This is a genomic window from Thermogemmatispora argillosa, assembly GCF_059696725.1.
In genome coordinates, this window is record NZ_AP019377.1 from 50,867 (window position 1) to 76,081 (window position 25,215).

Sequence of the window (25,215 nt, forward strand, 5' to 3'; positions counted from 1 at the left end):
ATCAATCAAGCCATCGGCCCGGCGCGCTCCCTTCATCGCTGGTGGCTGGCGCGCAGGGCTGTGACCTGCTGTAGCAGGGCTTCTAGCGGCAGGGCGCTCAAGCTCTCCAGGCGCAGATCGGGCGCGGCATCGTCGGCAAAGGTGGCGTGGCGCGTGAGGATGCTGGGGACGGCTACGCAGAAGATGCCCGCCCGCCGGGCTGCGCGGACACCGTTGGGCGAATCTTCGAGGGCAATCGCTTCCTCGGGCCTGACCCCCAGGCAGCGCAGGACAGCGAGGTAGACCGCTGGGTCGGGCTTGGTCACATGAACATCGTCGCCGCAGTAGATACACTGAAATCGTGAGCGCAGGCCCAGACGCTCCAGGTGCCCGACTACCCAGCGCCGCGATGAGGAGGAGGCTACTCCCAGCCGCAGACCAAGGCGCTCGGCTGCCTCCAGGTAGTCTAGCACTCCCTCCGCGACCGCTTGTCCCTCTAGGAGCTGGCGGCAATATTCCCGCCGGCTTTGCCGCAGCGCTTCACGCTCTTCAGGAGAGAAAACGCGCCCCAGACGGCGCTCTAGCTCGCGCAATGGATCAAAGGGGTTAGAGGTGGGGCCAATGCCGATATAGGGTAGCCAGGCCTCTAGCTCGAAACGCTGGCCATAGCGGGCATAGAGCTGCTGCCAGGCCAGAAACTCTGGCAGCTCTGTTTCGAGAATGAGGCCGTCGAAGTCGAAAATCAGCGCAGTAATCATGTCCTCCTTGGCAGGCCTGGACCCCGGGCGAGACAGGGCCGACACCAGACCAGGTCTCGCCGGCGGGGAACCGCAGCCTGAGCACTGGTAGATCAGAGCAAAGGCTCATAGAGGCCGACCTGTCGCTTTCCAGAGCTTGGAACGCCAGACAGGCCGGAGCAATAGCTCTGCCTTAAGGATATCATATCAGACGGGCAGTCCGCTTGCTCCACCCTGCCGCTAGATCTCCTGTCCCGACTCGCCACATACAACCTCTCCCTCTCCTCAGCTCAGCTCTCGCTCGTTTAGCCGGCTAGCTGGGCCGGTGTCCGGCGGGAGCTGAGCAGGTCAGGCTCCAGACGGACACCGGCCTCTGGTCTCGGCCTCTCGTCTGCCCGCGCTCAGGCGACAAACTGGTTGGTATAGGCGGCACTGACGTCCGCAACTGGAGGCACCAGCTTGAGGGCAGTCATGAAGGAGGCGGTCGCCTGCCAGACCGCAGGATCATTGTAGCCAAGGCGACCATTCCCACGCCAGATTGGAATCGTCGCCTGCAGCACTTCCCTGGCCTTGGCAAGATCCATGCCCGGCACAAAGCTCTTGCTGAGCTGCAAAGCCTCGTCGGGATGGGCAATCACCTCCTGCAATCCTCGCAGGGTCGCCTGGACAAAGGCGCGCACCATCTGCGGCTGCTGGCGCAGCGTCTCTTGTAGCGTCACGATGCCGTTCGAGATCAACGGCTGATAATCCGAGACCTCGAAGGTGCGCACGGCAAAACCCTGGCGCCGGAGCTGCAGCGGCTCATTGTTCGAATACCCCATAACGGCGTCGACCTTGTGGCCAAGCAGGGCCGCAACCTGGGTGAAGCCAATGGATTGCAGGTGAATGTCGTTCACGCTCAGATGCTCATGGTAGAGCAGGGCGAGCAGCCCAACATAGGTAGCTCCATAAGGGCCGGGCACCCCAACGCTATGGCCCTTGAGATCGGCCAGCGTGCGAATCGGCGAGTCGGCTGGCACGATCAGGCAGACCGGATAGCGCTGGAAGATGGTGGCTACGTTGACAGCCTGCACTCCCTTGCTGCGGGCCGTCAGCTCCTCATCGCCGCTGGCGAACACAAAGGTGTTGCGTCCCGCCACCATTGAGCCAATCAGGTCGGTGACAATGCCATGATTGATGGTGACGTTCAGTCCAGCCTGGCTGTAGTAGCCCTTCGCCTTGGCTACGTAGAAGGGCGCAAACTGGATATCGGGAATGTAGCCCAGGCCAATGGTCACGTCTGTCAGCGTCTTTCCTCCATTGGACGAGGGCGCACTTTGCCCCGCCGACTGGCCACAGGCGCCAAGTAGCAGGCAAAATACAAGCAGGCAGCTTACAAAAAAGAGGTGCGTGATCTTCCGCATAAGGCGCACAATCCCCCATACAGACAACACAACAATGCTTGCTTCTCGTGAGTGAGCGACTGGACCATAGGAGCGGCACGCTGGCTGGCCAGCGGCGCCGAGCAGGCGGTAGAGATGAATGGGGCCGAAGCGCAGCCATCAAACACTCTGGCGGGCGCCTCAGTAGACCGCTTCGGCCAGTTTGCTCAGCAGCCAGGCAAGACCGTAGTAGACTGCCGCCAGCGCGGCGAGCAACGCCAGTGTTGCAAACATAAAAGGCGTATCGTACTGGTGCTGTCCTTGCAGGATGAGGCCCCCTAGCCCCTGATTGCCGCCGGCCACAAACTCGCCCACCAGGGCGCCGGTGATCGAGAGCGTCAGGCCTGTGCGCACCGCGGCCATGATGGCGGGCAGCGCCAGGGGAAACTCAATAGCGGTCAGCAACGACCAGCCGGCGGCCCCATCAACGCGCGCCGCATCCAAAATGGAGCGATCGATCGTGCGCACACCCAGTGCTGTCGTGATCACCATTGGAAAGAGCACTACCAGCATACACAGAATAACGGTAGGAAGCAAGGTGTAACCCAGCCAGAGCACGAGAAAGGGCGCGATGACGATAGCCGGGATCGCCTGACCAGCGGCCAGATAGGGCTGCACCGTGGCCGCGATCAGGCGCGATTTGGCCAGGCCGTAGCCCAGAGGCAGCCCGATGACAACCGCCAGCAGGAAGCCAAGCAGGCTTTCCTCAATGGTGGCCAGGGCGTTCACCTCATAGAGACCTGAGCTAAGACCGTCTAGCAGGCGTTGCCAGACATCGGAAGGAGCTGGTAAGAAGAGCGGATTGATATGCCCATAAGCGGTGCCCAGGTACCAGAGACTCAGGAGCACAGCGGCCACCACTAGCGGTGGCACGACGCTCAAGGCGCTGGCTCGTCGACGCGCCCTGCTGGTTTTGGGCATTGGCGCGATCGCCAGTGTCGGTAGTTCCTCGCGCTCTCCTCCCTGACGCTGGCGGCCCTGGTGAGAAGGCAGTGTCAGCGGGAGGCGCTTGCTGCTTGTGGAAGAAGTGTCGATACCCATCATGGCCCTCGGTGATCTGTTCTCGTGACAACGCTGCTGCTCTCTTCTCCCTGACCTGCCAGGCAGGCTCAGGTCTGCTCCAGGCGCAGGCGCGGCCAGGGCGTCGTACGACGAGGACGCTGCTGTGGGAAAGAGCAGCTACGCTGTCAGTTCAACCGACCCGGGGGGCATGTGAGGGAGATGCAGGAAGGCGCTGACGGAGAGCGTGATCGAACTGATGGCGCCGCTCCAGGCGCGTCATGCTGGCAGCGCGCGGAGGATCAACTCATCCGTTTCGCGAGATACCAAGCCTTCTCCCATCCGGACTGTTACCGTCGGCTTCGGCCTCTCACCGAATCCATCGCTGGGCGTCGATCACCGGTGGAGGGTGGTGATCCTGGCATGTCAGCGCAGCACACAGGTGGATCATCTGGCCTGTTCAGCCAGCGTACCATCCTCGCGCTGCGGAGACACGGGCGCTCAGCGAGTCGCGGGCTCGGCAGCTCAGACACAGCTGTGGTGTATGGCTGCCATACCGCCGGTCGGGAATTGCACCCTGCCCCGAAGGTCTTGTTTCCATCTTTGTCGATATTATGACACAGAGCGCGGGAGCGCTGCAAGAGGGCGTCTGGCTCTGTCGACAGATCAGCCGAGGGCGGCCAGCAGCCGGAGAGCGAACGGTCCGCGCTGCTGACCAGCCTGCGGCCCCCTAGGCCAGCTTAGCCGCCTTGGGCGCGAGAGCGGGCAGGCCTGGCTCTGCGCTCCTCAAGGAGGACGAGCAGGAGGCCGCCCATGAGGCCCAGGTTTTTGGCGAACTGAATCTGCTGGGTCTGGCGGATCTGCGGATCGCTTTCTTGCCAGAATGGGTGGCCCACAATGGTGGTAGGGATCAGCACGCCGAGCAGAACAGTGGCGGCCAGCCGGGGCAACCAGCCCAGTGCCAGCGCGGTTCCTGCGACCACCATTGTGGCCCCGTTGAGGATGACAGCCCGCTCTGGTTGAGCGATCCCAAAGCGGGCCACGCGCGCTGGACGGCCCCCCGGATCAAGAAAGGCATCAGCGCCACCTTTGATGAAGATCAGGGACAACAGCAAACGTGCCAGGGCTCGGATCATATGCCTTGTCTTCGTCTCCTCTTTCTGCTTGCCTACGCGGCTTGTTTGAGCCTGGCGAGCAAGAGGCCAGGCCGGTCCAACAATACGAAGAGAGCAGCCAGCGGCCTGGTTGGTCAGCCTGTTCCGGTTGCCCCTTCGACGCGCGCACGCGCGCTCAGAGATGGACAAGCCAGATGGCTGCTTCTCCTCCCTCTTTCTTCATTCTAGCCCTGCGGGTCAGAGAACGCCAGCGCTCTGACCGGCTGCTCCTCCTCCTGCGCGGTAGCGGCGCATTTGCAGGAGGAGCGAGTGGCGAAATATAATACTCACCCAGGAGGATGTATGGGCGCGGAACTACGGATTATCCCCGTGACCGGTATTGGCGAGATTACCCCAGGGAGTGACCTGGGGGTTATCATCTATACTGCTCTGCAGGCCCAGGGAGTGACCCTCATCGATGGTGATATCCTGGTGGTCACGCAAAAGATTGTGTCGAAAGCTGAGGGACAACTGATCAACCTGGAGGAGGTGACTCCCTCGGCCTTCGCCCGGACCATTGCGCGCGAGACCGGCAAGGACCCCCGCCATGTTGAGGTAATCTTGCGTGAAACGCGACGCCTGGTGCGTATGGACCGCGGGGTCTTGATCTGCGAGACACACCACGGCTTTATCTGCGCCAATGCCGGCGTGGATGAATCCAATCTGGCAGACCAGCACCAGGTGAGCCTGTTGCCGCGCGATCCCGATCGCTCGGCGCAACTGCTCCGCGAGCAGCTTTTGAGCCTTGCGTCCTCTGATCGCTCTCAGTCATTGTCAGATCGAGAGAGGCTGCAACGGTTGGCGGTCGTTATCACAGATACCTGGGGGCGTCCCTGGCGCAATGGTCAGGTCAACATGGCGATCGGGGTGGCCGGGCTGGCAGCGATCCGGGACTATCGTGGCGAAGCTGACGCCTATGGCCGTGAGCTGCGTGTCAGCGCCATTGCGGTAGCCGATGAGCTGGCAGCCGCCGCTGAACTGGTCATGGGCAAGAGCGCCGGTGTCCCTGTCGCGCTGATCCGTGGCTATAGCTATCGCTCAGCGGCAGATGGGGTCAAGCCATTGCTGCGCGATGCCGCCAGCGACCTCTTCCGTTAACCGTCTGTCGGGCCGGATCGAGTGGTCAGCGAGGGTTCCGACTCGGATGGCTCTGGAGCGGTCTGGCGTGACCTGCCCTTCTGCCTGCTCTGGCGCCTGTGTCCGTCGGCAGATGCCGACGTCGGCCTGCGCCGGCCCTGCCACCATGCCCACCCTGCGACCCGATCCGTCTGATACCAGTCCCAGTAAGATAGAGCGAACGAGCCGTGACAACCGCTTGTGAACGAGCCGTGACTGTCTCCCAGCGCGCAGGCGACCTGCTGACGCTCTTGCGCAGCCGGCGCAGTGTGCGCGCTTTCCAAGAGCGCCCGGTCCCCGAAACCCTGCTGGAGCAGGTGCTGGAGGCGGCGCGTTGGGCGCCCTCGCCGCATGGACGGCAGCCCTGGCGTTTTGTCGTCTTCAGCGACCGAGCGCGCAAGGAGCGCTTAATCGAGCGCATGAGTGCCGCCTGGGAGGCGCAACTCCGCCTGGATCAGCAGCCAGAGGAGATTATTGCCCTGCGCCTGGAGAAATCACGCCAGCGCATCCGTCAGGCGCCGGTCTTGATTCTTCCCTGCCTGTACCTGGAAGATCTGGATCGCTATCCCGATGCCGAGCGCCAGGAGAATGAGCGCATCATGGCGATTCAGAGCCTGGGGGCCGCTGTTCAAAATATGCTCTTGATGGCCTACGAGTTGGGCCTTGATACTGGTTGGATGTGCGCGCCACTCTTCTGCCCCGCGGTTGTCTGCGAGGCCCTTGAGCTGGATCAGCGCCTACACCCTCAAGCGCTGATTACTCTGGGCTACGCCGCTGCCGACCCCAAACGGCGGCCTCGTCTGCCCCTGGAGGCCCTTGTCATTCGTCTTGACCGTCAGGGCAGCGGTGATGGGGGAGGAGGAGAGGGACGTGAGTTGTAAGCCAGAGAGCCTGTGGCCCCTGCCTTGCAATGGGGCCAGGGCACTACACCAGAAGGGAGCAGCGAGAAGGCTATGATCGTTGTGCTCGCCGGTGGTGTCGGGGGAGCACGCTTTCTGCAAGGCGTTGTCCAGGTAGTTCCACCTGCCGAGGTGACAGCTATCGTCAATACAGGAGACGATCGCGAGTTCTACGGACTCCACGTCTCGCCCGACATCGACATCGTGATCTATACACTGGCCGGCGTCGTTGACGAGCGCCACGGTTGGGGCATCCGCGGCGATACCTATCACGTCATGCAGCAGCTTACGCGCTACGGTCACGAAGACTGGTTTTTGCTCGGCGATCGCGACCTGGCGACCCATATTCACCGCACACTGCGCCTGCGTCAGGGGCGCACGCCGACGGAGGTAACCGAAGAGCTGCGCCGCCTCTTTGGCCTGGGGCTGCGCATCCTGCCCATGAGCGATGACCCCGTAGCGACCCACATTCAGACCCCCGCCGGTCTGCTGCATTTTCAAGAATATATGGTCAAGCGGCGCTGCATGGACGAGGTGCAGGGAGTGGTCTTCGTCGGCATCGAACAGGCTCAGCCGGCCCCGGGCGTTCTGGAGGCACTCCGTCAGGCCGAGGCTGTGTTGCTGGCCCCGAGTAATCCCATTGTGAGCATTGGCAGCATCCTGGCCCTACCCGGCGTGCGAGAGGCGCTGCGCTCGACCTCTGCCACTGTGGCCGCCATTAGCCCCATCGTGGGCGGTGCCCCCATCAAGGGGCCGGCGGATAAGCTGCTGCGCGGCCTCGGACATGAGGTCTCGGCGCTGGGCGTGGCCCGCTGCTACGCTGACTTTTTAGATGTGATGGTCATTGACCAGCAAGATGCGGCGCTCGCTCCGGCTATCGAAGCCCTTGGCCCGCGTGTGCTGGCGACCGATACAATCATGCGCGACCAGGAGGCCAAGGCCCGTCTGGCGCGCGAGGTGCTGCGCGCCTGCGCGTGCGCCGTCTAGTTTGAGAACGAGCAATTCGGGAGTGGCGATAACTGTGGCGACACAAGCGCAAGGAGCAGCGCAAGCCGCTGGGACCCTGCACCGCTGCGGGGCACTGGTGCCTGTGAAGCGGCTCGCTGCCGCTAAGGGGCGCCTGGCGGGGCATTTGACTCCCTCCCAGCGCGCCCGCCTGGTGCTCTCCATGCTCCATCACGTGGTGACCACGTTGCAAGCGAGCAACCTGCTTTCCAGGATTGTCGTGGTCAGCGCTGACGAGCGGGTACGGGCCTGCGCTGCGGCCTGGGGAGCGGAAGCCTGGCCCGAGGAGCAAGCGGGCCACAATGGCGCCCTGGAGGCCGCCGCTCGCCGGCTGCGGGCCGAGGGAGTCGCGGCCCTCCTCACGATCTCGGCTGACCTGCCGCTCCTACAGGCAGAGGAGATCAAGGCCCTGCTGGAGCAGGCCCAGCACTATCCGATTGTGCTGGCGCCGGCTCATGATGGACAGGGGACCAATGCCCTGCTGCTGCGACCTCCCCTGCTGCTGCCCTATCTCTTTGGGGAGCGGAGCCTGCAGCGCTATAGCGAAGCCGCACAGCTACGCCACCTGCCCTATACTCGCTATGAGAGTCCTGGGCTGGCTCTCGATATCGACACCGTAGAGGACCTGCGGCGGTCGTCCCTGGCCGAGGGCCAGGCAACCGCGAGGCTTTCGCACTGTCTCAGGGAGATGACATCATGCCAGTCGTTGGATATTCGGCAGCACTAGAGCAATTCCATCCGAGCGATCTCCTGCGCTGGTGCCAGGAGGCCGAGGAAGCGGGCTTCGGCGGCGTCATGGCCGCCGATCACTTCCATCCCTGGACGCCGACCCAGGGGCACAGTCCCTTTGTCTGGTCCTGGATGGGAGCCCTCGGACTGGCCACCAAGAAGCTGACCTTTGGTCCGGGCGTGACCTGCGCTTCCTACCGCTACCACCCGGCCATCATTGCCCAGGCCGCCGCCACCCTGGCGGCTATGTATCCCGGGCGCTTCTGGCTAGGGATCGGTACAGGCGAAGCCCTCAACGAACACATTGTCGGCGGCGAGTGGCCCGAAGCGCCGGTTCGCCTGGAGCGCATGATCGAATCCATCGAAATCATTAAGCTGCTCTTCAGCGGCAAGAAGGTCCGCTATAGTGGCAAACACCTGCGCATGGAGAGCGCCCGCCTCTACACGCGCCCAGAGACGCCGCCTCCCATTCTGGTCGCAGCTTCTGGCCCCAAAGCGGCGGAGACCGCCGGGCGGCTAGGCGATGGTCTCATCACGCCGGCAGCTCCACCAGAGAAGCTCAAGATGCTGCTAGAGCGCTTCGAAAAGGGGGCGCGCGAGGCCGGCAAGGACCCGAGCACCATGCCGCGCCTGCTGCAACTGCATGTCTCCTGGGCGCCGACCTATGAGGAGGCCGTCAATAACGCTCTCAAAGAGTGGCCCAACGGCGGCATCAAGGCCCCCAAGCAGGATATCCGCTCCCCAGAGGATTTTGAGGCCTTCGCCCAACTGGTACGCCCCGAAGACTTCCAGGGCCGCGTACTGATCTCCCCCGACCTGGAGGAACACCGACGCCATATCCAGAGCTTCTTTGACCTCGGCTTCGATGAGGTGCATGTCCATAACGTTGGGCGCGACCAGAGCAGCTTTATCCGAGCCTATGGTGAGGCAGTGATTCCTGCTCTGCATCAGCCGGCGTCAGCCTCGCGCCTGCAGGCTTCCTCACAATAGCCGCCCAGCTCACTCCAGCCGCAGCGCTGCGCCACGCAGACGCGCACCGTCCAATGAGCCAACGCCCGGCTCCTCGCTCCCTATCTGGCCCACCTGGCCAGAGACCAGAGCCGAGGAGCCGGCTCTGTGTCAGAGAACGACAGGAGCAATACCGAGGAGAAAAGGAGGGACCAAAAGCAATGGCGTCGCTCTCGGAGCGCGCTCGCGCTTTTCTCCAAGAGAAGCCTCGCTTTGGCGTGCTTGGCACGGTCAATGCCGACGGCTCGCCGCACTTAACCACCATGTGGTTTTTGCTCGATGGGGACGAAATCCTCATGAATACCAAAGTGGGACGAGTAAAGGAGCGGAATATGCGCCGTGATCCGCGCGTTTCGCTCTGTGTCGAAGACGGCTATCGCTATGTGACGATCAGCGGTCGAGTACGCCTGATCGATGATCCGGCAGTGGCTCAGATGGACATCTATCGCCTGGCGCGGCATTACGACGGCGAGGAAGCCGCGCGCCAGCAGATGGAGCGCTTCAGCAAAGAGCAACGCGTCACCGTGCGGCTCACCTGTGAGCAGGTGGTCGAACACCTCTGAGAGAGGGGCCCCCGACCGACCCGACGGACGAGAGCGCCGCGTAGCAGGCCCCGTCTGGATAGTGGGGAGACCGTCGTTGCCGCTGCCTGGCATGCTAGAACAGGGACGATAAGAGAGAGGGAAGGAAAGGCAGACGCAGAGAGGCCAGGAGAGGATGGGCGCGCAGAACCCTTCTCCTGGCCTCCCGCGTGGCATGGTAGGGAGGCTGTTGCCTTCAGGCTCCCGCCATCACGTACGCCTCACGAAGAGGCCTCCGTAGCCGAGGCAGCCGGGGTAGCCACCTCGACAGCCGGGGGCGCCTCGGGCCGCAAGGCGGGCTGCTCACCGCGCTGGCGCGGACGCCAGACACGGACATACTCGGCCAGGAAGTAGGACCCGATAACCAGGATGGCCGCCAGCGCCTGAGCCACCAGCCCCTCAACGTTGGGGAAGACCGCGAACCAGAGACCCATCCAGTCGGGAATGGGCAAGGGAACGGGGGTAGTACTGAGCCAGCCAGCAAGCTGCATTTCCTGAACACTCTCGCCCACCATTACAATCAGCACCACGCCCAGCATCACACCCGTGAGCACCAGCATCCGCTTGTAGGGCAGGCGATGGTGAGCCACAAAGGTCAGGGCCCCAACCGTTGCCGTGAAGGCCAGGCCGATCAAGACGCCAATGAGAACGATTTCTGAACCGACCTGCATACGCAGGTTTTGCAAGAAGAGCACGACCTCAAAGCCCTCACGATAGACCGAAGTGAAGCCCAGGACCACCATGCCCCAGACAATCCGTGCCTCCTCGTCTTCACCCAGGCTCAGCAGGCTGCGCCGCCGACGGTTGTGGAAGGAGATCCAGCCGGTCCAGTAGACGCGGTGGAAGAACCAGTTCATGATAATGAGCAGGACAATGACCGCCAGCAGGCCAGTAGCAGCCTGGATATGCAGCTCAGGGGCATTGACGCTGCTGAGAATTCCAACGACGACGAACCAGGTGATCAGCGTCGCCAGCAGGGCTAAACCAGCTCCAACGGCGATAGGACGGCGATACTTCTCGTGCTTGCCCATCATGCTGGCCGTAATCGCCGCCAGCACCAGGATGGTTTCTAGCCCCTCGCGGAACACCAACAGGCCAGTATCTAAAATAGCAGCGCCCGGACTCAGGTGCGGCGTGGTCGGATCAGGGTTGCCCTCCGCCGTAATGCCCTGCCAGACAAGGGCGGCCACGACTGCCAGTCCGGCTACCAAGAGTACTACACGTATGATTCGCTGTAGAAGGCTTCCGGTAAAGTAGGCTTGGATGTACCTCACTCCAGCAAGTCCTTTCGTCTCTTCTACCCAGTTGTGACGTGCCTCGTGTTGTCGACCCGCTACTCTCTCTCGATATTAGGCCAGGCTAATATCTTAGTGTTGCACTCGGATATTAGCATGGCCTAATCCATTTTGTCAAGGGGCAAACCGAGATTCTCCGCGCTGCTCCGCACCATTACCGAGGCGTGCATTAAAAATCCGTTAAAATTGATGCCAACGTCCTGTCTCCATATATTCGAATTGACATATTCATCTCCTCTTTTCTAAACTGAGAAGTGTTCTGAGCCAAAGCCGTGCATCCTTCAGGCAGAGGCAAAGGGATGCCTGGAAAGGAAAGGAAAGAAAGGATCACTGCGCCCGCCCTCGGGCCGGCCTCGCCCTGCCAAGCCTGCTTAGGCTGGGAAGAGCGGTGCCCGTTGCGAGATGGCTCGGGCCAGTCCACTTGTAGGCCGTCCTCTGTTCTGAGGCGAAGCAAAAATGCACACAGCGAGGATGCCCTGGGGAGACTTCGCCTCTGGCGTCTTGCTCGCGCGTCTCACTCTTACCCGTCGAGACGGGCCATAGGCGGGCAAGCGGAACGAGCAAGAGCGAGCAGCAACCGCCAGAGACCGCTGTCCAGGGAGAAAGGGAAGGACCAACGATGACACAGACCAGGCCTGGCCCAATCAAGACCCAGCCACTGCGAGCGAGCCATATGAGCGTCAGCCGAGAGCGACATGTGAGAAAGGAGGAACCATGCCCTGGTGGTTCTTTAAGCATGGAGGGGGGAGCGATCCAGAGCCGGAGGGTGAGTCGGCTCCAGCCGCAGGACGGCTGAGCAGTGGCTCCTTTTCTCCAAAGGGGCCTGCTGCAGACTACAGCTTGCCTTATCCGCTGCCTTTGCCCAAGGACGTGCGGGAGATTGATCGTTTAGATCTCCAGCATTATGCCCTGCGAGCGGTTCTGCGAGCCAACTATCTGGCTCCGGTGAGCAAGCCGCGTCGCATTCTTGACGCGGGCTGTGGAACAGGCCAGTGGGCCTATGAACTCTGTCAAGAATTTCCCCAGGCGCTGGTAGTTGGCCTGGACATCGAGCAGATCAAGCAGACTACCTCTCCACCTTCCAATTTTCGTTTTGTGCGCGCTAACCTTCTAGATGGCCTCCCCTTTGCCAACGACAGCTTTGATTTCGTCCATCAGCGTCTCATGGCGCTCTCCCTGCCTATCACCTGCTGGCCGGTGCTAGTCAGGGATCTCGCCCGTGTCACGGCCCCCGGGGGCTGGATTGAACTGGTTGAAGGTGGTCCAGACGTGGCCCCCGCCGGTCCGGCCACTCAAGAGGTCTTTACCCTCATCGGCCAATACCTTGCAGCGCGCGGTCTCGACGGTCATGGTGTTATCGCCCACTCACTGGGGCGCTATCTTGAAGACGCCGGCCTGAGCGCCATTGAGCAGCAGGTCATCGCTGTCCCTCTCGGAGAGTGGGGTGGATCGCTGGGACGGCTGATTGCCCTGGACTTCCGAGAAACATTTGTGGCCCTCAGCGAGCGCGTGAGTCAGCGCTTTCAAATTCCGCGCGAGGCCTTCGTAGCCCTGCTCCAAACCATGCAGCGCGAGTGCAACGAGCTGCACACCAGCTATCACTTTACCGTGGCCTATGGACAAAAGCGCTAAGGCAGGTGGGCCACCGTGACCAGATGGCAGAGCCAGCGGGGCCAGATCGCCGCTCTGGCTAGATCTCACCACGCCAGCTCTGTTCGGCCCTTGTCTTGCACAAGCCCCTCTGGTTTTAAAGCGCGAGCGCCTGTCTCCGGTCAGCGGGCAATGGCCGCAGGGCCGTTGGCTCTGCACTATAGGTAATCCAGAGAGCGTCGGCTGTTGTGCGAGCCGCCACGGCGCAGTAGCGGAAACCGGAAGGTAGACCGGCAGGCGCCGGCTGGCGGGTCAGTAGCTCGTTGAGGCGCGCCTCCAGGGGGGCAGCCAGCCAGGTTACTGGTAATCCTCCCCAATCGGCATGCAGCAGATGGACCTGCAAGTGACAGGCGGAAGTCAGGGGCTGGATTTGCAAGGTGAGGGGGCGGGTGACGGAGACTCCAAGCAGCGTCAACGTTTCATCGCCCATGACCTCAATCAGGGCACCTGGCTGGAGGGTCAGGCGCACATGGCTGACCTGGCCCGGCAGACCGACCTGGGGCAGGCTGCGCGTCACGAGCGCAGTGAGATAGGCCGAGGAAAGCTGTAATACCAGCTCACTCCTGTCAGGAGGCGCTGAAGCGAGCGGCGGGCGGTCAGCGCCCAGGAAGAGGAAGAGTGTGACCAGAAGGGCGCAGGCCCCGCAGAGCATCCCTAGCAGGAACGTGCCAAGGGGAAGCCAGCCGCGGGCGCGGCTCTGCTGAGGGGGAGGTGGCGGCGGCTGCCATCCCTCAGCTTCAGGCTCAGAGGGTAGCCAGGGGAGCAAAGGGGTAGAGAGCCGCCGCGTCGGTCGCGCCCTGGGCAGGCTGGGCGAGGCGGTCTCACTCTGCTGCCAGCTTGATGGCTCGGTCGGCTCATCAGCAGATCTCAGCCCAGCCAGATCGGCAAGATCATAGCTGCTGTCGGGAATGGTGAGCTCAGAGGCCGGGTCTGCTTCATCGTGGTCATCGAAACGGTCATTAGCGAACCAGGGCATGGCTGCAAGCTCTCCTTAACAAGCAAACCTGCTGTGTATCATAGCTGTTCAGCCCCAGTAGGACAAGGGGCTTTCTTTTTGGGCAAATCGCCCAAAAGAGAGCGCCTTGCTTTCAGACAAAGTGCCCGTAGTCTCAGCAGCAAGGGGGACGTATCATAAAAGCAAGTAGGGGAGCTGAGCCTCAGCTGCGAGCCACCGGGCCACGGCGGAGGAAAGCGGTGCGATAAGTAAGTAAGAACGAAGGGAACGAAGCGAAGCGAAGCGAGGCGGCTGCCCCGAAGCGAAGGCGCTGCCGAGCACACGGCGCGCCAGCAGTTATCAGTTCAGCAGGATAGAAATTAGCGACGAGCAGTCAGAAGTCAGTCAAGAGCACGGAGTGGCAACGAGAGCCGAAGGCGTGTCCGGCAAAGAGGCTGGGGAGAGACCAGTAAAGAGGAGAGTTCGACGGCATGACACCTGAAGAAGTTCTGCAATTTGCCAAGGAGCGCGGTGCCAAGATGGTAGACTTCAAATTCGTGGATCTACCAGGCACCTGGCAGCATTTCAGCGTCCCCTTGCACGAGCTGGATGAGGAGACCTTTGTCGAGGGGAAGTATTTTGACGGATCAAGCATCCGCGGCTTCCAGACCATCGACGACAGCGACATGCTGGTAATCCCCGATCCAGATACGGCTTTCATGGACCCCTTTACCAGCGTCCCCACGCTGAGCCTCATCTGCACCGTTGCCCACCCAGGACCGGGCGCGCACAAGCAGCCTTATACCCGCGATCCGCGGACGATTGCGCGCAAGGCCGAGGAATATCTGCGCTCGTCCGGGATTGCTGATGTGAGCTACTTTGGCCCCGAGGCCGAGTTCTTCGTGTTTGACAACGTGCGCTTCACCTCGACCCAGAACGTGCAGTATGCCGAGGTGGATTCGGACGAGGCGCACTGGAATAATGGCCGTAACGGCGGCGTCAACCTGGGCCATCGCCTGCGCCCCAAAGAGGGCTACTTCCCTGTGCCCCCCAGCGATACGCTGCAGGACCTGCGCAGCGAAATGGTGCTGACGCTGGAGGAGCTGGGCATCCCGGTCGAGGCCCAGCATCATGAGGTCGGCGGCGCCGGTCAGTGTGAGATCGATATTCGCTATAACACGCTGGTCAAGACCGCCGATAACCTGATGATCTATAAGTATGTGGTGAAGAATACGGCGCGCAAGCACGGGAAGACGGCAACTTTCATGCCGAAGCCGATCTTCGGTGATAACGGCTCCGGCATGCATGTTCACCAGAGCCTGTGGAAGGATGAGCGCCCGCTCTTCTATGACCCCGAGGGGTACGCGGGGCTTTCGCAGACGGCGCGCTACTATATCGGTGGTCTGTTGATGCACGCTCCCGCGCTGCTGGCGATTGCCGCCTCGACCACTAACAGCTATAAGCGCCTGGTGCCCGGCTTTGAGGCTCCGGTCAATCTGGTCTTCTCGAAGGCCAACCGCAGCGCCGCTGTGCGCATCCCGAATACAGATTGTCCTTCCGCCAAGCGCATTGAATTCCGTCCGCCCGATCCGACGGCCAATCCCTACCTGACTTTTGCTGCCCTGCTGATGGCTGGCCTTGACGGTATCCGCCGCAAGATCGAACCCAGCGAGCACGGCTTCGGACCGATCGATCGTGACCTGTATCACCTTCCCCCGGAGGAGCTGCGCGAGATCGGCTCGGTTCCGGGCTCGCTGGAGGAGGCGCTCAACGCTCTGGAGGCCGATCACGCTTTCCTGTTGGAGGGAGGCGTCTTCACGACCGACGTGCTCGAACACTATATTGAGCTGAAGCGCGCTCAGGTCAACGAGGTGCGCATGCGCCCCGTGCCGATTGAATTCGCCCTCTACTACGACGCCTGATCCTTCTGAGCTGATCGTACGCACGAGCGAACAGACCCAGGGGACTGGTCCACTCATTCAGGTCGTGTCTGACCAGGCAGGCCAGCGGCTGGCTGAGATGGGAGAACACGACCTGGAGCTGCCAGGCTCAGTCTCCTGGGTCTTGTGGTCTTTCCTCCCATCCTGTTCTTTTCCTCCTTTTCTCCTGAGCCGGGCTCAGGTTCGCTCGCTCCACTCGCGCCTGTCCCTTGCTCGTTGTCTCCGCTGGAAAGAGCTGTCCCGGTACCGTTGACTGGCCAGGTAGCAAAACTGGAGTGCCTGGCTGGCTATGTTCTGATCGCGATGGTATAATGGAATGTCTATCCTACCCGCGCGGTACGATGCCATCCTCGCTCTGTCTGGAGAGGCGCTCTATGGACCCACTGATTGACAGTTATGGCCGGCGCATTCGCAATCTGCGCATCTCGATTACGGATAAGTGCAATTTCCGCTGTACGTATTGCATGCCCGCCGAGGGCCTGCCGTGGCTGAAGAAGGCAGAGATTCTGACCTATGAAGAGATTGAGCGGCTGGCTCGCCTGGCGGTGCGCATGGGCATTGAGCAGATCCGCCTGACGGGAGGCGAACCACTGGTACGCCGCGATGTGCCGGAGCTGGTGCGCAGGCTCCGCCAGATCGAGGGGCTGCGCAGCCTCAGCCTAACCACGAATGGGGTCCTGCTGAAGCAGTTGGCCGGCCCGCTGGCTGAGGCCGGTCTGACGCGTATCAACGTCAGCCTGGATTCGCTGGTGCGTGAGAAGTTTGCCCGTCTGACGCGTCGCGATCAACTCGATCGCGTGCTGGAGGGCCTGGAGGAGCTTGAGAAGTACCCGTCTATCCGTCCGATTAAGATTAATGCCGTGGCGATGCGCGGCTTCACAGAAGAGGAGGTCCTTGATTTTGTGCGTCTGGCGCGCCGGAAAGGTTATGTGGTGCGCTGGATCGAGTTCATGCCTCTTGATGCCGACCAGATCTGGCGCAAGGAGGACATTCTGACCGGCGCCGAGATTAAGGCCATCATTGAGGCCGAGTATGGTCCGCTGGTGCCAATTCAGGGCGATCCGTCAGAGACAGCCCGGCGTTATACCTTTAGCGACGGCATCGGGGAGGTAGGTTTCATTAATCCGGTCAGCGAGCCGTTTTGCGCTACCTGCGACCGTATCCGCCTGACCGCCGATGGCCAGTTGCGCACGTGTCTGTTTGCCACCGAGGAGACCGATCTGCGCACGCCGCTCCGCTCGGGGGCATCCGATGAGGAGCTCACGGAAATCATTCGCCGCGCCGTCTGGCACAAGGAGCTGAAGCACTATATTGGCGATACGCGCTTCAAGAGAGCCAATCGCACGATGTCCATGATTGGTGGCTAAACATGTTTCTCTCGCCCGTGCCAGGGGTGCTGCCCGCAGATGCTCGGCGCGTTACCTCACAGGGAGATGTTCGTCTCTCTAAATAAATAGGCAAATAGACATGGTATGTCTTCGAGTGCTGATCATGCGAGATTAGCTCCTTTTTATTGTTTGTCGGGGCTGGGTAGGGGAGAAGGCTCTCCATCGGGGGAGCTGTGAAGCCCTGCCCGGCAAGCCTGTCAATGGGTTGGGGAGCGCACTCGAAGCCGCCAGGAAGGAGGCTCTGTGGAACACGAAGCTGTCGATTTGCTCACGGTGCGCGAGGTAGCCCGCCAACTGCGGGTAGATGATACAACGGTGCGGCGCTGGATTAAAACGGGCATGCTGGAGGCTATTACGTTGCCTCACCGTGGCCGGCGTCAAGCGTACCGCATCCGCCGTGCAACGCTGGAGGCCCTATTGGCTACTCCGCTGGTTTCATCAGCCCCCGCTTCTCCTCCCCGTGACCGCGAGTGAGCGAGCAGCCAGCACAAGAAGGGTAGTCTCGCTGCTCCCCTTGCTCTCTCTCGCTGCCTCCCCTTCGCAGGATGTGGTAGACTGTTGGCACGGCACCTGCTACCTGTGTATCTGGCAGGCACGAGTACGCTGCCGGACTGGCGGCGTGCTGTAACCGAGGCTGCTCCAGGAGGCGAGTGGTTGGCGCTTTCTGTCAGCAGCAAGGTTGTTGTCTGGCGCTTCCCTATCGGGATGGATTCGACTTCCTGTCAGGGGCTGTCTGCAGGTTGAGTGGTTGGCGCCGATGTGACGCAGGCGCGCTCGACTCCGCACTGCCCACCCCGGCAGGATCAGAGAGGTTTGTCAGGTTGCATCCTGGAAGAGAGGAGAGTGGTTGACACGATGACGCAGCGATCTGCCGAGGAGCTGTTTCACGAGCTGCAGGGCGAGCTGCATGCGGGCTTTGCGGCGATCCATGTGCCAGTCCAGCACTCCCCCGCCGGCGTTCCCTATTTGACCGCCCCGGGGGTGGTGCTGCTGGCCCGTCCGCAAACGAACCTGCAGGGTCTGGCTCCCTTTCTCGAAGGCTTTGATTCCGCCTATCGCTTCAGCGAGTATGTGCATGATCCCACCATCTTGCCCGACGGCGCCCAGCTCTGCAAGGTAGCAGGGCAGACGTGCTATCTGAGCTTTGGCCCGCGGCGTACCCTCAATGCCCAGGCTCACCGTTATTTCGATCACCTGAAGGCATCGCGTCACGGCTCCGTGCTGGAGCACGCCACCTTTAGTTTCTTTGTCTACGGCGTCTCGCGCAGTCTGACCCACGAGCTGATCCGCCATCGCGCCGGTTTCAGCTATTCACAGACCAGTCAGCGCTTTGTTGATGGTCGGACGCTTCGCTTTGTCGAGCGTCCCGAGTACCGGCAGGATGAGCATCTGCATCGGCTCTTTTTGCAGCGCATCGAGCGCGCCGCGGCGGAGTATGCCGAGTTGAGCGAGTACCTGCTGACTCGTCAGCAGGCCGGTGATCCCCTATTGAGTGCGGAGGCCCGGACCGACCTGCGCAAGCGAGTGCAACAGTGCTCACGTTCGCTGCTGCCCAACGAGACGGAGGCGCCGCTAGTAGTGACGGCCAATGCGCGGGCCTGGCGTCATGTGATCGAGGAGCGCACTGCCCCACATGCCGAGATTGAGATTCGGGAGCTGCTGGTCCGTATCTTTGTCTGTCTGGCGCTGGTCGATCCGATCCTCTTTGGCGATTACACTTTGGAACGTTTGCCGGACGGCACCTATAGCGTGCGCACACCCTATGAGAAGGTCTAGCCCCGCGCGCAGGACAAGGCCAGACGGAAGCCAGAGCGGCGCGGCGCGCTCTGGTCCTGCGAGTTGGCCGCCAGCCGGCTAGAGGAGTGGACGGCGATAGAGTCGGAGACCATCGTCGGCGGCGTGCTGTCCCGCGCTGGTGGTGGCAGCGACGGCCTCCAATTCGCAGCGCGCCGCGAGCCGTGCCGCGGCTGGATCACGTTGGGGAAAGAGGACTTCGAACCAGAGGGGCTGCCCGTGCTGCTGGCTCTCGCCCTCTAGCTCTGCCCCCCACAGTCGGGCCCGGTTGAGGGCGCAGATGAGCAGCGCCCTCCCCCCGCCGCGACGGCGGTGGCGCGGGTGAACCGTGCCTTCGCAGCGCAAGTGATAGCCCTCTGCATCGCGCACGAGATGCAGCAGCGTATAGCCGATCAGCTCTCCTTCCAGCCCTTCCAGCGTTCCCCCTTGCCCCCAGGTGTTCAGGTCATCGTCATCATCGAGCAAGACGAAGAGGGCCGGGCCTGGCTCACCCTGACCAAGACTGGCCTGCCAGTCGTCCCAAGCGGCGCGTGAAAAAAGGCAGCCGTCGATACTCTCCGCGAGCTGCCGAAGATCCCTGAGTTGCGGCAGGTCGCCAGGTCGCGCTTCGCGAACGCGCACGTGTTTTCACTCCCTCGTCATGATGTAGCTGGTGAGGTTGGTTGTGGGCCCCTGGTCTGCCTTGCCCAAGGCGCAGTGGCCTGGATGAGGCCACCCAGCAAGACCAGGAGCGTCCCCCTCGCCTATAATAGCGCGCCCCTGGCGGGCCAGGCAACAGGCAGCGGGCAGGCATGGCTGTTGACCCGCTCTGGCGGCTGCCTGTCATATAATGTGGGTGTTTGCCCTCCCTTGCAGAGAAATTGATCGATACAAGGGAGGGAGGCCAGAGAGATTCCCAAGCCAAGCGAGCAGAGCAAAGCAAAGGAGTACGGCCTTGCGCGATTCTGGTGTACAGAGGCTCCAGGCGATTCGTGAAGCCATGCCGGCGACGACGGCGCATACGTATTTGAACACAGGGACCTTTGGGCCGCTGCCACGCTGTGTGGTTGAAGCCATGCATGAGCGGCTCCAGGAGGAATGGCACCAGGGACGTCTTGGAGCGGAAGCCCAGGCCTCCCTACTGGCCTGCTATCGAGAGGCCAGACAGCGCTGTGCCACGCTGCTCAACGCGAGCGAAGAAGAGATCGCCCTGACGGACAACACCGGCGAGGGGCTCAACATCATCGCCTTTGGTCTCAACTGGAGAGAAGGCGATGAAGTGATTACGACCAACCACGAGCATATCAGCGCGCTGGCCCCACTCTACCAGCTACGCGATCGCTACGGAATACGCCTGCGGATCGCCGATCTAGGGGAGCGAGGGGAACGATCGGCAGTGGAGGAGATCGCCCGGCTGATTACGCCGCGGACGCGCCTGATCGTGCTCTCGCACGTCTCCTATATGACCGGGGCCCGTTTTGATGTGAGCGCAGTAACAGCCCTGGGGCGGCGTCACGGGGTGCCTGTGCTGATCGATGGAGCGCAAGCCGCGGGGGCGATCGCCGTCGATGTCCAGGCGCTAGACGTCGACTTCTACGCCTTCCCGATGCACAAATGGCTATGCGGTCCAGACGGCACAGGGGGCCTCTATGTGAGACGCACAGCCTTAAGTCAAGTGCAGTCGACCTATGTTGGCTACTACTCGCTCAAGCACGAGCAAAGCGGCGCCTGGGAGCTGCACGAGACGGCGCAGCGCTTTGAGCTAGGCGGAAGGCAGACCGCGGCTCTGGTGGGACAGAGTCGGGTGCTGCGCTGGTTGGCCGAAGAGGTCGGACACCACTGGCTCCAGGAGCGAATTGCGGCCCTCAATCGCTACGCCGCCGACCTCCTCAGCGACGTTCCGGGGGTGCGCATTCTCACACCCCAGCCGGGAGCGAGCGGCCTGCTCTCGTTGACCTTTGAGCGAGCGGAACCGGAAACGGTGGTCCGTCGCCTGGCACAAGAACACAATGTGCTCATTCGGAGCATTCCTGAGCGACAGGCCCTCCGCCTTTCGACAGGCTTTTACAATACCGAAGAAGAACTAGAGAGGGTGGCCGGGATCTTACGAGCCTGGTCCTCATAGCTCAGAGGGCGGGCGGGGCACGGCGAGCAGGGGAATGGCAAGCCCAGCTCTGCGGCCAGTCCACCCGGTCGTTAGCCCGCCCTTCTCATCCATGCTGGCCAGGGCGAGCGGAAGCCAGGTGGCGAAGATGGGAAGCCGGCAGCGAAGAGAGAGAAGGAAGGAGGGAGGGAGTCAGGCTGGTCACCAGGAGTATGGGATTGGGCGAAACAGATAATGCCCATGAGGGCAGGTGAAGCGGCGACGTCCTACTTTCCCACGGGACCACTCCCGCAGTATCATCGGGGCTGGAGAGCTTAACTTCCGTGTTCGGGATGGGAACGGGTGTTTCCTCTCCGCTAGAGTCGCCGATTCGCCTGCCCTCACAGGCGTTTGCACTTGGCGTAAGGTATAGTAGCATGGCGAGGCCAGTTTTGTCAAGAGGGAAGCGGCAGCGGTATCAACCCTGAGAGAGGTGGGCCGATACCCTGCCGGGGCCGGCACTCGCCGGTGAGCACTGACCGCCGCCTGAGAAGAAGGATCAAGGCCAGGAGGGGAGCCTCACTCAGCCAGAGCGCTGGCGTGCGACCACGGCCTCCGCCTCGCTGAGACGCAACGAAGCCAGACGCGAGACGCTATCGCTGCCCATCGAGACCCCATAGATGGCCTGAGCGGCGGTCATGGTGACCCGATTATGCGTAATGACGATGAACTGCGTCCGCTCGGCTAAGCGCTTCAGAATGTCGCAGAAGCGCGAAACGTTGGACTCATCAAGAGCGGCGTCGACCTCGTCCAGGAGACAGAACGGGGGTGGATTGATCTCCAGGAGCGAAAAGAGCAAGGCAGCCGAGACCAGGGCGCGCTCGCCACCTGAGAGCAGTGAGAGATCCTGCACCTTCTTGCCGGGGGGCTGGACAATGACCTCAACCCCGAAGGGGAGGCCGCTCCGGGCCATGCTGGCCGCCTCCTCAGCGCTGGCCGGTTCTTCCTCTGGCGCGGCCCCGTGTCCGTTCCGGGCAGCCTGACTGCTGGGGCTATGTCTGCCGGCAGAGCGACCCTCTGCGCCTTCCGAAGAGCGCTCTCCTCCCTTGCTGGTCACCAGCTCCAGACGCGCCTGACCGCCATTGAAAAGAGTACGGAAGTGCTCGCGGAAGCGAGCATTGACCGCCTCGAAGGTGGTCTCAAACTGGCGCGTCATCGTAGCGTCGAGCTGGCCGATGATGGTATGCAGTTGCTCGGCAGCCTGCTCCATATCGGCGATCTGGGAGCTGAGAAACTCAAAGCGCTGTCGCTCCTCCTCATACTGGCGCGGGGCATCGGGATCACAGCCACCGAGAGCTTTGAGACGGCTGCGAGTCTGCTCAATCTGGCGACGCAAGCGACGCAGCTTTGCCTCCTCGTCTTCCTCGTGCTCTGCGCGCTCGGCCTCCTCTGCGGACGGGGGGGCAAGCTGAGAGAGCAGCTGTCTCAACTCCTGGGGCTGATTGAGGCCCAGATCCTCCTGAAGCTGGCTTTGGAGAGCTTCCAGGGCATCGCGAGCCCGTTGGCTCTCCAAGAGGCAGCGCCGATAGAGGACCTCACACTGACTCTGCTCCTGGCGCAAGGCGGCTAGCTCCTGCTCACTGGCTGCGAGGCGCTGCTCCAACTCGCGCAGGGCCTGCTCGCGCTGCTGGACGCGCAGGCCCGCCTGGCGGGCCTGTTCACGGGCCTGCTCTAGCTCGCCCTGCTGGCGGGCAATGCTCTCGCGCAAGCGCTGCTGCTGCTCTTCGGCCTGGCGCAGGCGTAGCTGCTGCTGGTCAAGCTGAGTACGGAGCTCCTGTAGCTGCTGCTGAACCTCGCTCACCTGGCGTTCCAGCGTCTTGGCCTCCTGGCGTTTGACGGCCATCTGCGTACGCAGACGCCCCAGCTCCTCCTGCTGACGGCGGTAGACGGCGGCGCGCTCCTCAACCTGGGCCTGTAACTCCTCCACCAGGCCCTGCAGCTCCTGTTGAGCGCGTTCATGGGCCTGGACACGCTCGCGCGTGGCCTGCAGTTCCTGCTCCAGACCGGCAATTTCCGCCGCAAGCTGCTGCTCAACCGAGGTTGCCATCTTCAGCTCCGTTTGCAACCGCTCCTGCTCACGCTCGCTATGCGCCAGAGCCCGGTTCAGCTCCTGCAGGCGGGCCGCGTTCTTCTGCAGTTCACGATCGAGGCTAGCCTGTTCGGCGCGCCGCCCTTCTTGGGCCCGCTGGATCTCGCTGAGCAGCCCATTGAGGCGGTCGATGTGGGCCGTCTGGGCCTCGAGCTGAGCCGGTAACTCGCGTAGCTCGCGTTCATAGTGGAGAAGGCCGCCGCTTTGCTCGCCCTGGGCGTGTCCGCCGCTCAGCCAGCCCTGCTGCAGAGAGAGCACCTCGCCTTTACGCGTCACCAGGGCGCGCAGGGGACACCCCGCCCAGGAAGAGAAGGCTGAAGCCTGAGCCTGGAGCCGCGAGGCGGTCGAGAGATCCTCGACCAGCAAGACGCCTGTGAGGAGGCGATAGCAGAGAGGCCGGTACTGGTCTTCACACTCCGTGAACTGCCAGGCCAGGCCCAGCACCCCCGGGCGCAGGTCAGGTGACTGCTCAAGGAGCCGCTCCAGAGCGGCCCGCTCCTGATCAGCTTGAGGGGGAAGCGCCGCCGGCGAGGCTACGGAACCAGGAGAGGGTGACGTCTCATGGAGCCAGAGCAGCAAGGCGCGCCCAGCACGCTGGTGCTCCAGGTAACTCAGGCAGCGCTCAGCCTCGGCGCGTGTGCTGACGACGACTCCCTGCAGGGCCTCAGCGAGCGCTGCCTCAATGGCACGTTCCAGCCCGGCTGGCGCCAGGAGCAGGCGCGGCAGGGGAGCGATCAGGCCCGGCACCTGTTCGCGCGGGGCACGCAGGAGGGCGCGCACGCCCTCGCTATAGCCGCTGAGATCGCGCTGCCAGTTACGGAGCATAGCCAGACGGTCGGCCAGCGTCCGCCGCGTGCGCTCAGCTTCGGCCACCAAGCCTTTGAGGCGCTCTAGCTCCTGTTGGGCCTCCTGCTGCAGGCGCTGCAGCGCCTGCTTGCGCTGCGTCAGCTGCTGCTCCTCATCGCGCGCCACCTGAAGCTGCGAGCGCTGCTCAGCCAGGCGCGTTTCTAGAGAGCGCAAGGCCTGCTGAGCCTGGGCCACAGCCTCGCGGCGTGTCGCCAATGTGCGATTGCGCTCTCCCAGGTGCTTCTGTTGGCGTCCCAGCTCGGTCTGAGCGGCCCCAAGACGGGCCTGAGTCTGGATCAGGTCGTTCTGGGCCGCCCGCAGACGGCGCTCATCCAGCTCATACTCCTTCTGAACCTGGGCCACCGTCGCCTCTAGTGAGGCAAGGGCCTGAGCCGCCTCATCGAGGGCTTCACGTGCCTGCTCGCGTGCCTCCTCCAGATCGGTCAGACGCTGCTCGGTGGCGATGAGGCGTTCGCGGAGCTGACGCTCCTGGCGCTGCTGTTCCTCACGCTGGCGCTGCATGCCCGTCACCCGCTCCTCAGCGACCGCCAGTTCGCGTTCCAGGCGCTGCAGTTGGCCTGTAGCTTCGCCAGCAGCACGGCGAGCAGCGCTAATCTGCTGCTGGGCCTCCTGGCGCAGGCGCAGCAGCTCGCTGCGCAAGCGCTCAGCCTCCTGCAGCGCCTGCTCTAGCTGCCGCAGGCGTGCTGCCTGTTCAGTTTCAGCGGCCTCGGCGCGCGCAGCGGCGGCCTCAAGCCGGTGCCACTGCAGGTGGTACCAGGCCACCAGTGCCTGACGCAGCTCGTCTTGCAGGCGCGCATATTCCCGAGCGCGTCTGGCCTGCTCTTCGAGCGGTCCGAGACGGGGCTCGATCTCATTGACGATGTCATGGAGGCGCTGCAGGTTGGCCTCCGTCTGGCGCAGGCGTTGTTCGGCCTCGGCGCGCTGCACCTGGTAGGGGCGGATGCCTGCGGCATCCTCGAAGAGGCTCCGCCGCTCCTCGGGGCGCAAGCTTAAAGCGGCATCAATGAGGCCCTGCCCGATGACAGTATAGGAGTCATGGCCGATGCGAGCTTGGGCCAGAAGCAGTAAGACGTCTTTGAGCCGTACTTTCTGCTTATTGATGAAATATTCGTTCTCACCGGAGCGGTAGCTGCGCCGCGTCACCGTGATCTCGCTGTATTCCGAGGGCATCCAGCCGGTGCTATTATCGATGGTCAGCGAGACCTCGGCCATGCCGAGGGCAGCCTTGCCATGCCCTCCGGCGAAGATAATATCCTCGCTCTTCCTGCCTCGGAGCTGGCGCATGCTTTGCTCACCGAGAACCCAGCGAATGGCATCGGCAATATTGGACTTGCCGGCGCCATTGGGTCCAACGACGGCAGTAATGCCCGGACTGAACTCAAGGCAGGTACGCGTTGCAAAGCTTTTGAAGCCGAGTAGCTCCAGACGCTTCAGATACACCGCTTGTTCCTGGCTTGTGGTACCACGATGCTCTCGTGTGTCGTGTTCCCGATGATACCATAGCCGCG

Annotated in this window: 20 protein-coding genes, 1 rRNA gene and 1 riboswitch; of the genes, 12 read left to right on the plus strand and 9 right to left on the minus strand. The window is 62.6% G+C overall.

Annotated elements, in window-relative coordinates:
* Positions 1-32 precede the first annotated feature (32 nt).
* The 4 genes from AC6H1L_RS00195 to AC6H1L_RS00210 form a co-directional block, all read right to left on the minus strand.
* Complete coding sequence (locus AC6H1L_RS00195; RefSeq protein ID WP_497599535.1) at positions 33-737, minus strand: HAD family hydrolase; 705 nt, start codon at positions 735-737, stop codon at positions 33-35.
* A 380-nt stretch (positions 738-1,117) separates the two neighbouring features.
* Positions 1,118-2,119 carry an ABC transporter substrate-binding protein gene (locus tag AC6H1L_RS00200; protein ID WP_497599536.1) on the minus strand — a complete coding sequence of 334 codons (1,002 nt, stop codon included), beginning with the start codon at positions 2,117-2,119 and terminating at the stop codon, positions 1,118-1,120.
* A gap of 159 nt (positions 2,120-2,278) precedes the next feature.
* Complete coding sequence (locus AC6H1L_RS00205) at positions 2,279-3,181, minus strand: ABC transporter permease (protein WP_497599537.1); 903 nt, start codon at positions 3,179-3,181, stop codon at positions 2,279-2,281.
* 281 nt (positions 3,182-3,462) lie between these two features.
* Positions 3,463-3,730, minus strand: a riboswitch (FMN riboswitch).
* A gap of 146 nt (positions 3,731-3,876) precedes the next feature.
* Positions 3,877-4,272 carry a DoxX family protein gene (locus AC6H1L_RS00210; RefSeq protein ID WP_497599538.1) on the minus strand — a complete coding sequence of 132 codons (396 nt, stop codon included), beginning with the start codon at positions 4,270-4,272 and terminating at the stop codon, positions 3,877-3,879.
* Between the two features lie 321 nt (positions 4,273-4,593).
* Here AC6H1L_RS00210 and cofE point away from each other — a divergent pair, with 321 nt between their 5' ends.
* The 6 genes from cofE to AC6H1L_RS00240 all read left to right on the plus strand — a co-directional run bounded on the left by cofE (position 4,594) and on the right by AC6H1L_RS00240 (position 9,610).
* Complete coding sequence (cofE, locus tag AC6H1L_RS00215) at positions 4,594-5,388, plus strand: coenzyme F420-0:L-glutamate ligase (protein WP_497599539.1); 795 nt, start codon at positions 4,594-4,596, stop codon at positions 5,386-5,388.
* A 206-nt stretch (positions 5,389-5,594) separates the two neighbouring features.
* A complete protein-coding gene (locus AC6H1L_RS00220; RefSeq protein WP_497599540.1) occupies positions 5,595-6,287 on the plus strand; it encodes a nitroreductase family protein in 693 nt (230 codons plus the stop codon).
* Between the two features lie 72 nt (positions 6,288-6,359).
* On the plus strand, positions 6,360-7,292 hold the full coding sequence (gene cofD / locus AC6H1L_RS00225; protein ID WP_497599541.1) for a 2-phospho-L-lactate transferase: 933 nt from the start codon (positions 6,360-6,362) through the stop codon (positions 7,290-7,292).
* Positions 7,293-7,326: 34 nt separating this feature from the next.
* Positions 7,327-8,037, plus strand: a complete 711-nt coding sequence (gene cofC, locus AC6H1L_RS00230) for a 2-phospho-L-lactate guanylyltransferase (RefSeq protein ID WP_497599542.1) — start codon at positions 7,327-7,329, stop codon at positions 8,035-8,037.
* Positions 8,007-9,029 (plus strand): TIGR03557 family F420-dependent LLM class oxidoreductase, encoded by a 1,023-nt coding sequence (locus AC6H1L_RS00235; protein WP_497599543.1) that lies wholly within the window; start codon positions 8,007-8,009, stop codon positions 9,027-9,029. Before cofC ends, AC6H1L_RS00235 begins: the two co-directional genes overlap by 31 nt.
* 179 nt (positions 9,030-9,208) lie before the next feature.
* Positions 9,209-9,610 (plus strand): PPOX class F420-dependent oxidoreductase, encoded by a 402-nt coding sequence (locus AC6H1L_RS00240; RefSeq protein ID WP_497599544.1) that lies wholly within the window; start codon positions 9,209-9,211, stop codon positions 9,608-9,610.
* Between the two features lie 239 nt (positions 9,611-9,849).
* Here AC6H1L_RS00240 and AC6H1L_RS00245 read toward each other — a convergent pair whose 3' ends face one another.
* Positions 9,850-10,902, minus strand: coding sequence for an FTR1 family iron permease (locus AC6H1L_RS00245; RefSeq protein ID WP_497599545.1), 1,053 nt, complete (start codon positions 10,900-10,902; stop codon positions 9,850-9,852).
* Positions 10,903-11,637: 735 nt separating this feature from the next.
* On the opposite strand from AC6H1L_RS00245, the gene AC6H1L_RS00250 reads away from it, so the two are divergent.
* On the plus strand, positions 11,638-12,555 hold the full coding sequence (locus tag AC6H1L_RS00250) for a class I SAM-dependent methyltransferase (RefSeq protein WP_497599546.1): 918 nt from the start codon (positions 11,638-11,640) through the stop codon (positions 12,553-12,555).
* A 115-nt stretch (positions 12,556-12,670) separates the two neighbouring features.
* Here AC6H1L_RS00250 and AC6H1L_RS00255 read toward each other — a convergent pair whose 3' ends face one another.
* Positions 12,671-13,549 (minus strand): hypothetical protein, encoded by an 879-nt coding sequence (locus tag AC6H1L_RS00255; protein WP_497599547.1) that lies wholly within the window; start codon positions 13,547-13,549, stop codon positions 12,671-12,673.
* Between the two features lie 449 nt (positions 13,550-13,998).
* Here AC6H1L_RS00255 and glnA point away from each other — a divergent pair, with 449 nt between their 5' ends.
* The 4 genes from glnA (at position 13,999) to thyX (ending at position 18,611) form a co-directional block, all read left to right on the plus strand.
* Positions 13,999-15,429, plus strand: coding sequence for a type I glutamate--ammonia ligase (gene glnA, locus AC6H1L_RS00260; RefSeq protein ID WP_297159391.1), 1,431 nt, complete (start codon positions 13,999-14,001; stop codon positions 15,427-15,429).
* A gap of 392 nt (positions 15,430-15,821) precedes the next feature.
* Positions 15,822-16,814: a GTP 3',8-cyclase MoaA gene (gene moaA, locus AC6H1L_RS00265; protein ID WP_497599548.1), complete on the plus strand. Its 993-nt coding sequence runs from the start codon at positions 15,822-15,824 to the stop codon at positions 16,812-16,814.
* A gap of 264 nt (positions 16,815-17,078) precedes the next feature.
* Positions 17,079-17,309 (plus strand): helix-turn-helix domain-containing protein, encoded by a 231-nt coding sequence (locus AC6H1L_RS00270; protein ID WP_497599549.1) that lies wholly within the window; start codon positions 17,079-17,081, stop codon positions 17,307-17,309.
* 381 nt (positions 17,310-17,690) lie between these two features.
* On the plus strand, positions 17,691-18,611 hold the full coding sequence (gene thyX / locus AC6H1L_RS00275) for an FAD-dependent thymidylate synthase (RefSeq protein ID WP_497599550.1): 921 nt from the start codon (positions 17,691-17,693) through the stop codon (positions 18,609-18,611).
* A gap of 78 nt (positions 18,612-18,689) precedes the next feature.
* Here thyX and AC6H1L_RS00280 read toward each other — a convergent pair whose 3' ends face one another.
* A complete protein-coding gene (locus AC6H1L_RS00280) occupies positions 18,690-19,250 on the minus strand; it encodes a GNAT family N-acetyltransferase (RefSeq protein WP_497599551.1) in 561 nt (186 codons plus the stop codon).
* A gap of 313 nt (positions 19,251-19,563) precedes the next feature.
* Here AC6H1L_RS00280 and AC6H1L_RS00285 point away from each other — a divergent pair, with 313 nt between their 5' ends.
* Entirely contained in the window at positions 19,564-20,733 is a 1,170-nt protein-coding gene (locus tag AC6H1L_RS00285; RefSeq protein WP_497599552.1) for an aminotransferase class V-fold PLP-dependent enzyme, read from the plus strand.
* A 232-nt stretch (positions 20,734-20,965) separates the two neighbouring features.
* Here the strand turns inward: AC6H1L_RS00285 and rrf are convergent.
* Positions 20,966-21,082, minus strand: a 5S ribosomal RNA gene (gene rrf / locus AC6H1L_RS00290).
* A gap of 192 nt (positions 21,083-21,274) precedes the next feature.
* Complete coding sequence (smc, locus tag AC6H1L_RS00295) at positions 21,275-25,147, minus strand: chromosome segregation protein SMC (protein WP_497599553.1); 3,873 nt, start codon at positions 25,145-25,147, stop codon at positions 21,275-21,277.
* Positions 25,148-25,215: the final 68 nt, after the last annotated feature.

Coding starts and splice junctions, on each gene's coding strand:
- AC6H1L_RS00195 (WP_497599535.1), bottom strand. CDS start 737: ATGATTACTGCGCTGATTTTCGACTTCGACGGCCTCATTCTCGAAACA.
- AC6H1L_RS00240 (WP_497599544.1), top strand. CDS start 9,209: ATGGCGTCGCTCTCGGAGCGCGCTCGCGCTTTTCTCCAAGAGAAGCCT.
- glnA (WP_297159391.1), top strand. CDS start 13,999: ATGACACCTGAAGAAGTTCTGCAATTTGCCAAGGAGCGCGGTGCCAAG.
- AC6H1L_RS00255 (WP_497599547.1), bottom strand. CDS start 13,549: ATGCCCTGGTTCGCTAATGACCGTTTCGATGACCACGATGAAGCAGAC.
- AC6H1L_RS00210 (WP_497599538.1), bottom strand. CDS start 4,272: ATGATCCGAGCCCTGGCACGTTTGCTGTTGTCCCTGATCTTCATCAAA.
- thyX (WP_497599550.1), top strand. CDS start 17,691: ATGACGCAGCGATCTGCCGAGGAGCTGTTTCACGAGCTGCAGGGCGAG.
- AC6H1L_RS00205 (WP_497599537.1), bottom strand. CDS start 3,181: ATGATGGGTATCGACACTTCTTCCACAAGCAGCAAGCGCCTCCCGCTG.
- cofE (WP_497599539.1), top strand. CDS start 4,594: ATGGGCGCGGAACTACGGATTATCCCCGTGACCGGTATTGGCGAGATT.
- AC6H1L_RS00200 (WP_497599536.1), bottom strand. CDS start 2,119: ATGCGGAAGATCACGCACCTCTTTTTTGTAAGCTGCCTGCTTGTATTT.
- AC6H1L_RS00250 (WP_497599546.1), top strand. CDS start 11,638: ATGCCCTGGTGGTTCTTTAAGCATGGAGGGGGGAGCGATCCAGAGCCG.
- AC6H1L_RS00235 (WP_497599543.1), top strand. CDS start 8,007: ATGCCAGTCGTTGGATATTCGGCAGCACTAGAGCAATTCCATCCGAGC.
- cofD (WP_497599541.1), top strand. CDS start 6,360: ATGATCGTTGTGCTCGCCGGTGGTGTCGGGGGAGCACGCTTTCTGCAA.
- moaA (WP_497599548.1), top strand. CDS start 15,822: ATGGACCCACTGATTGACAGTTATGGCCGGCGCATTCGCAATCTGCGC.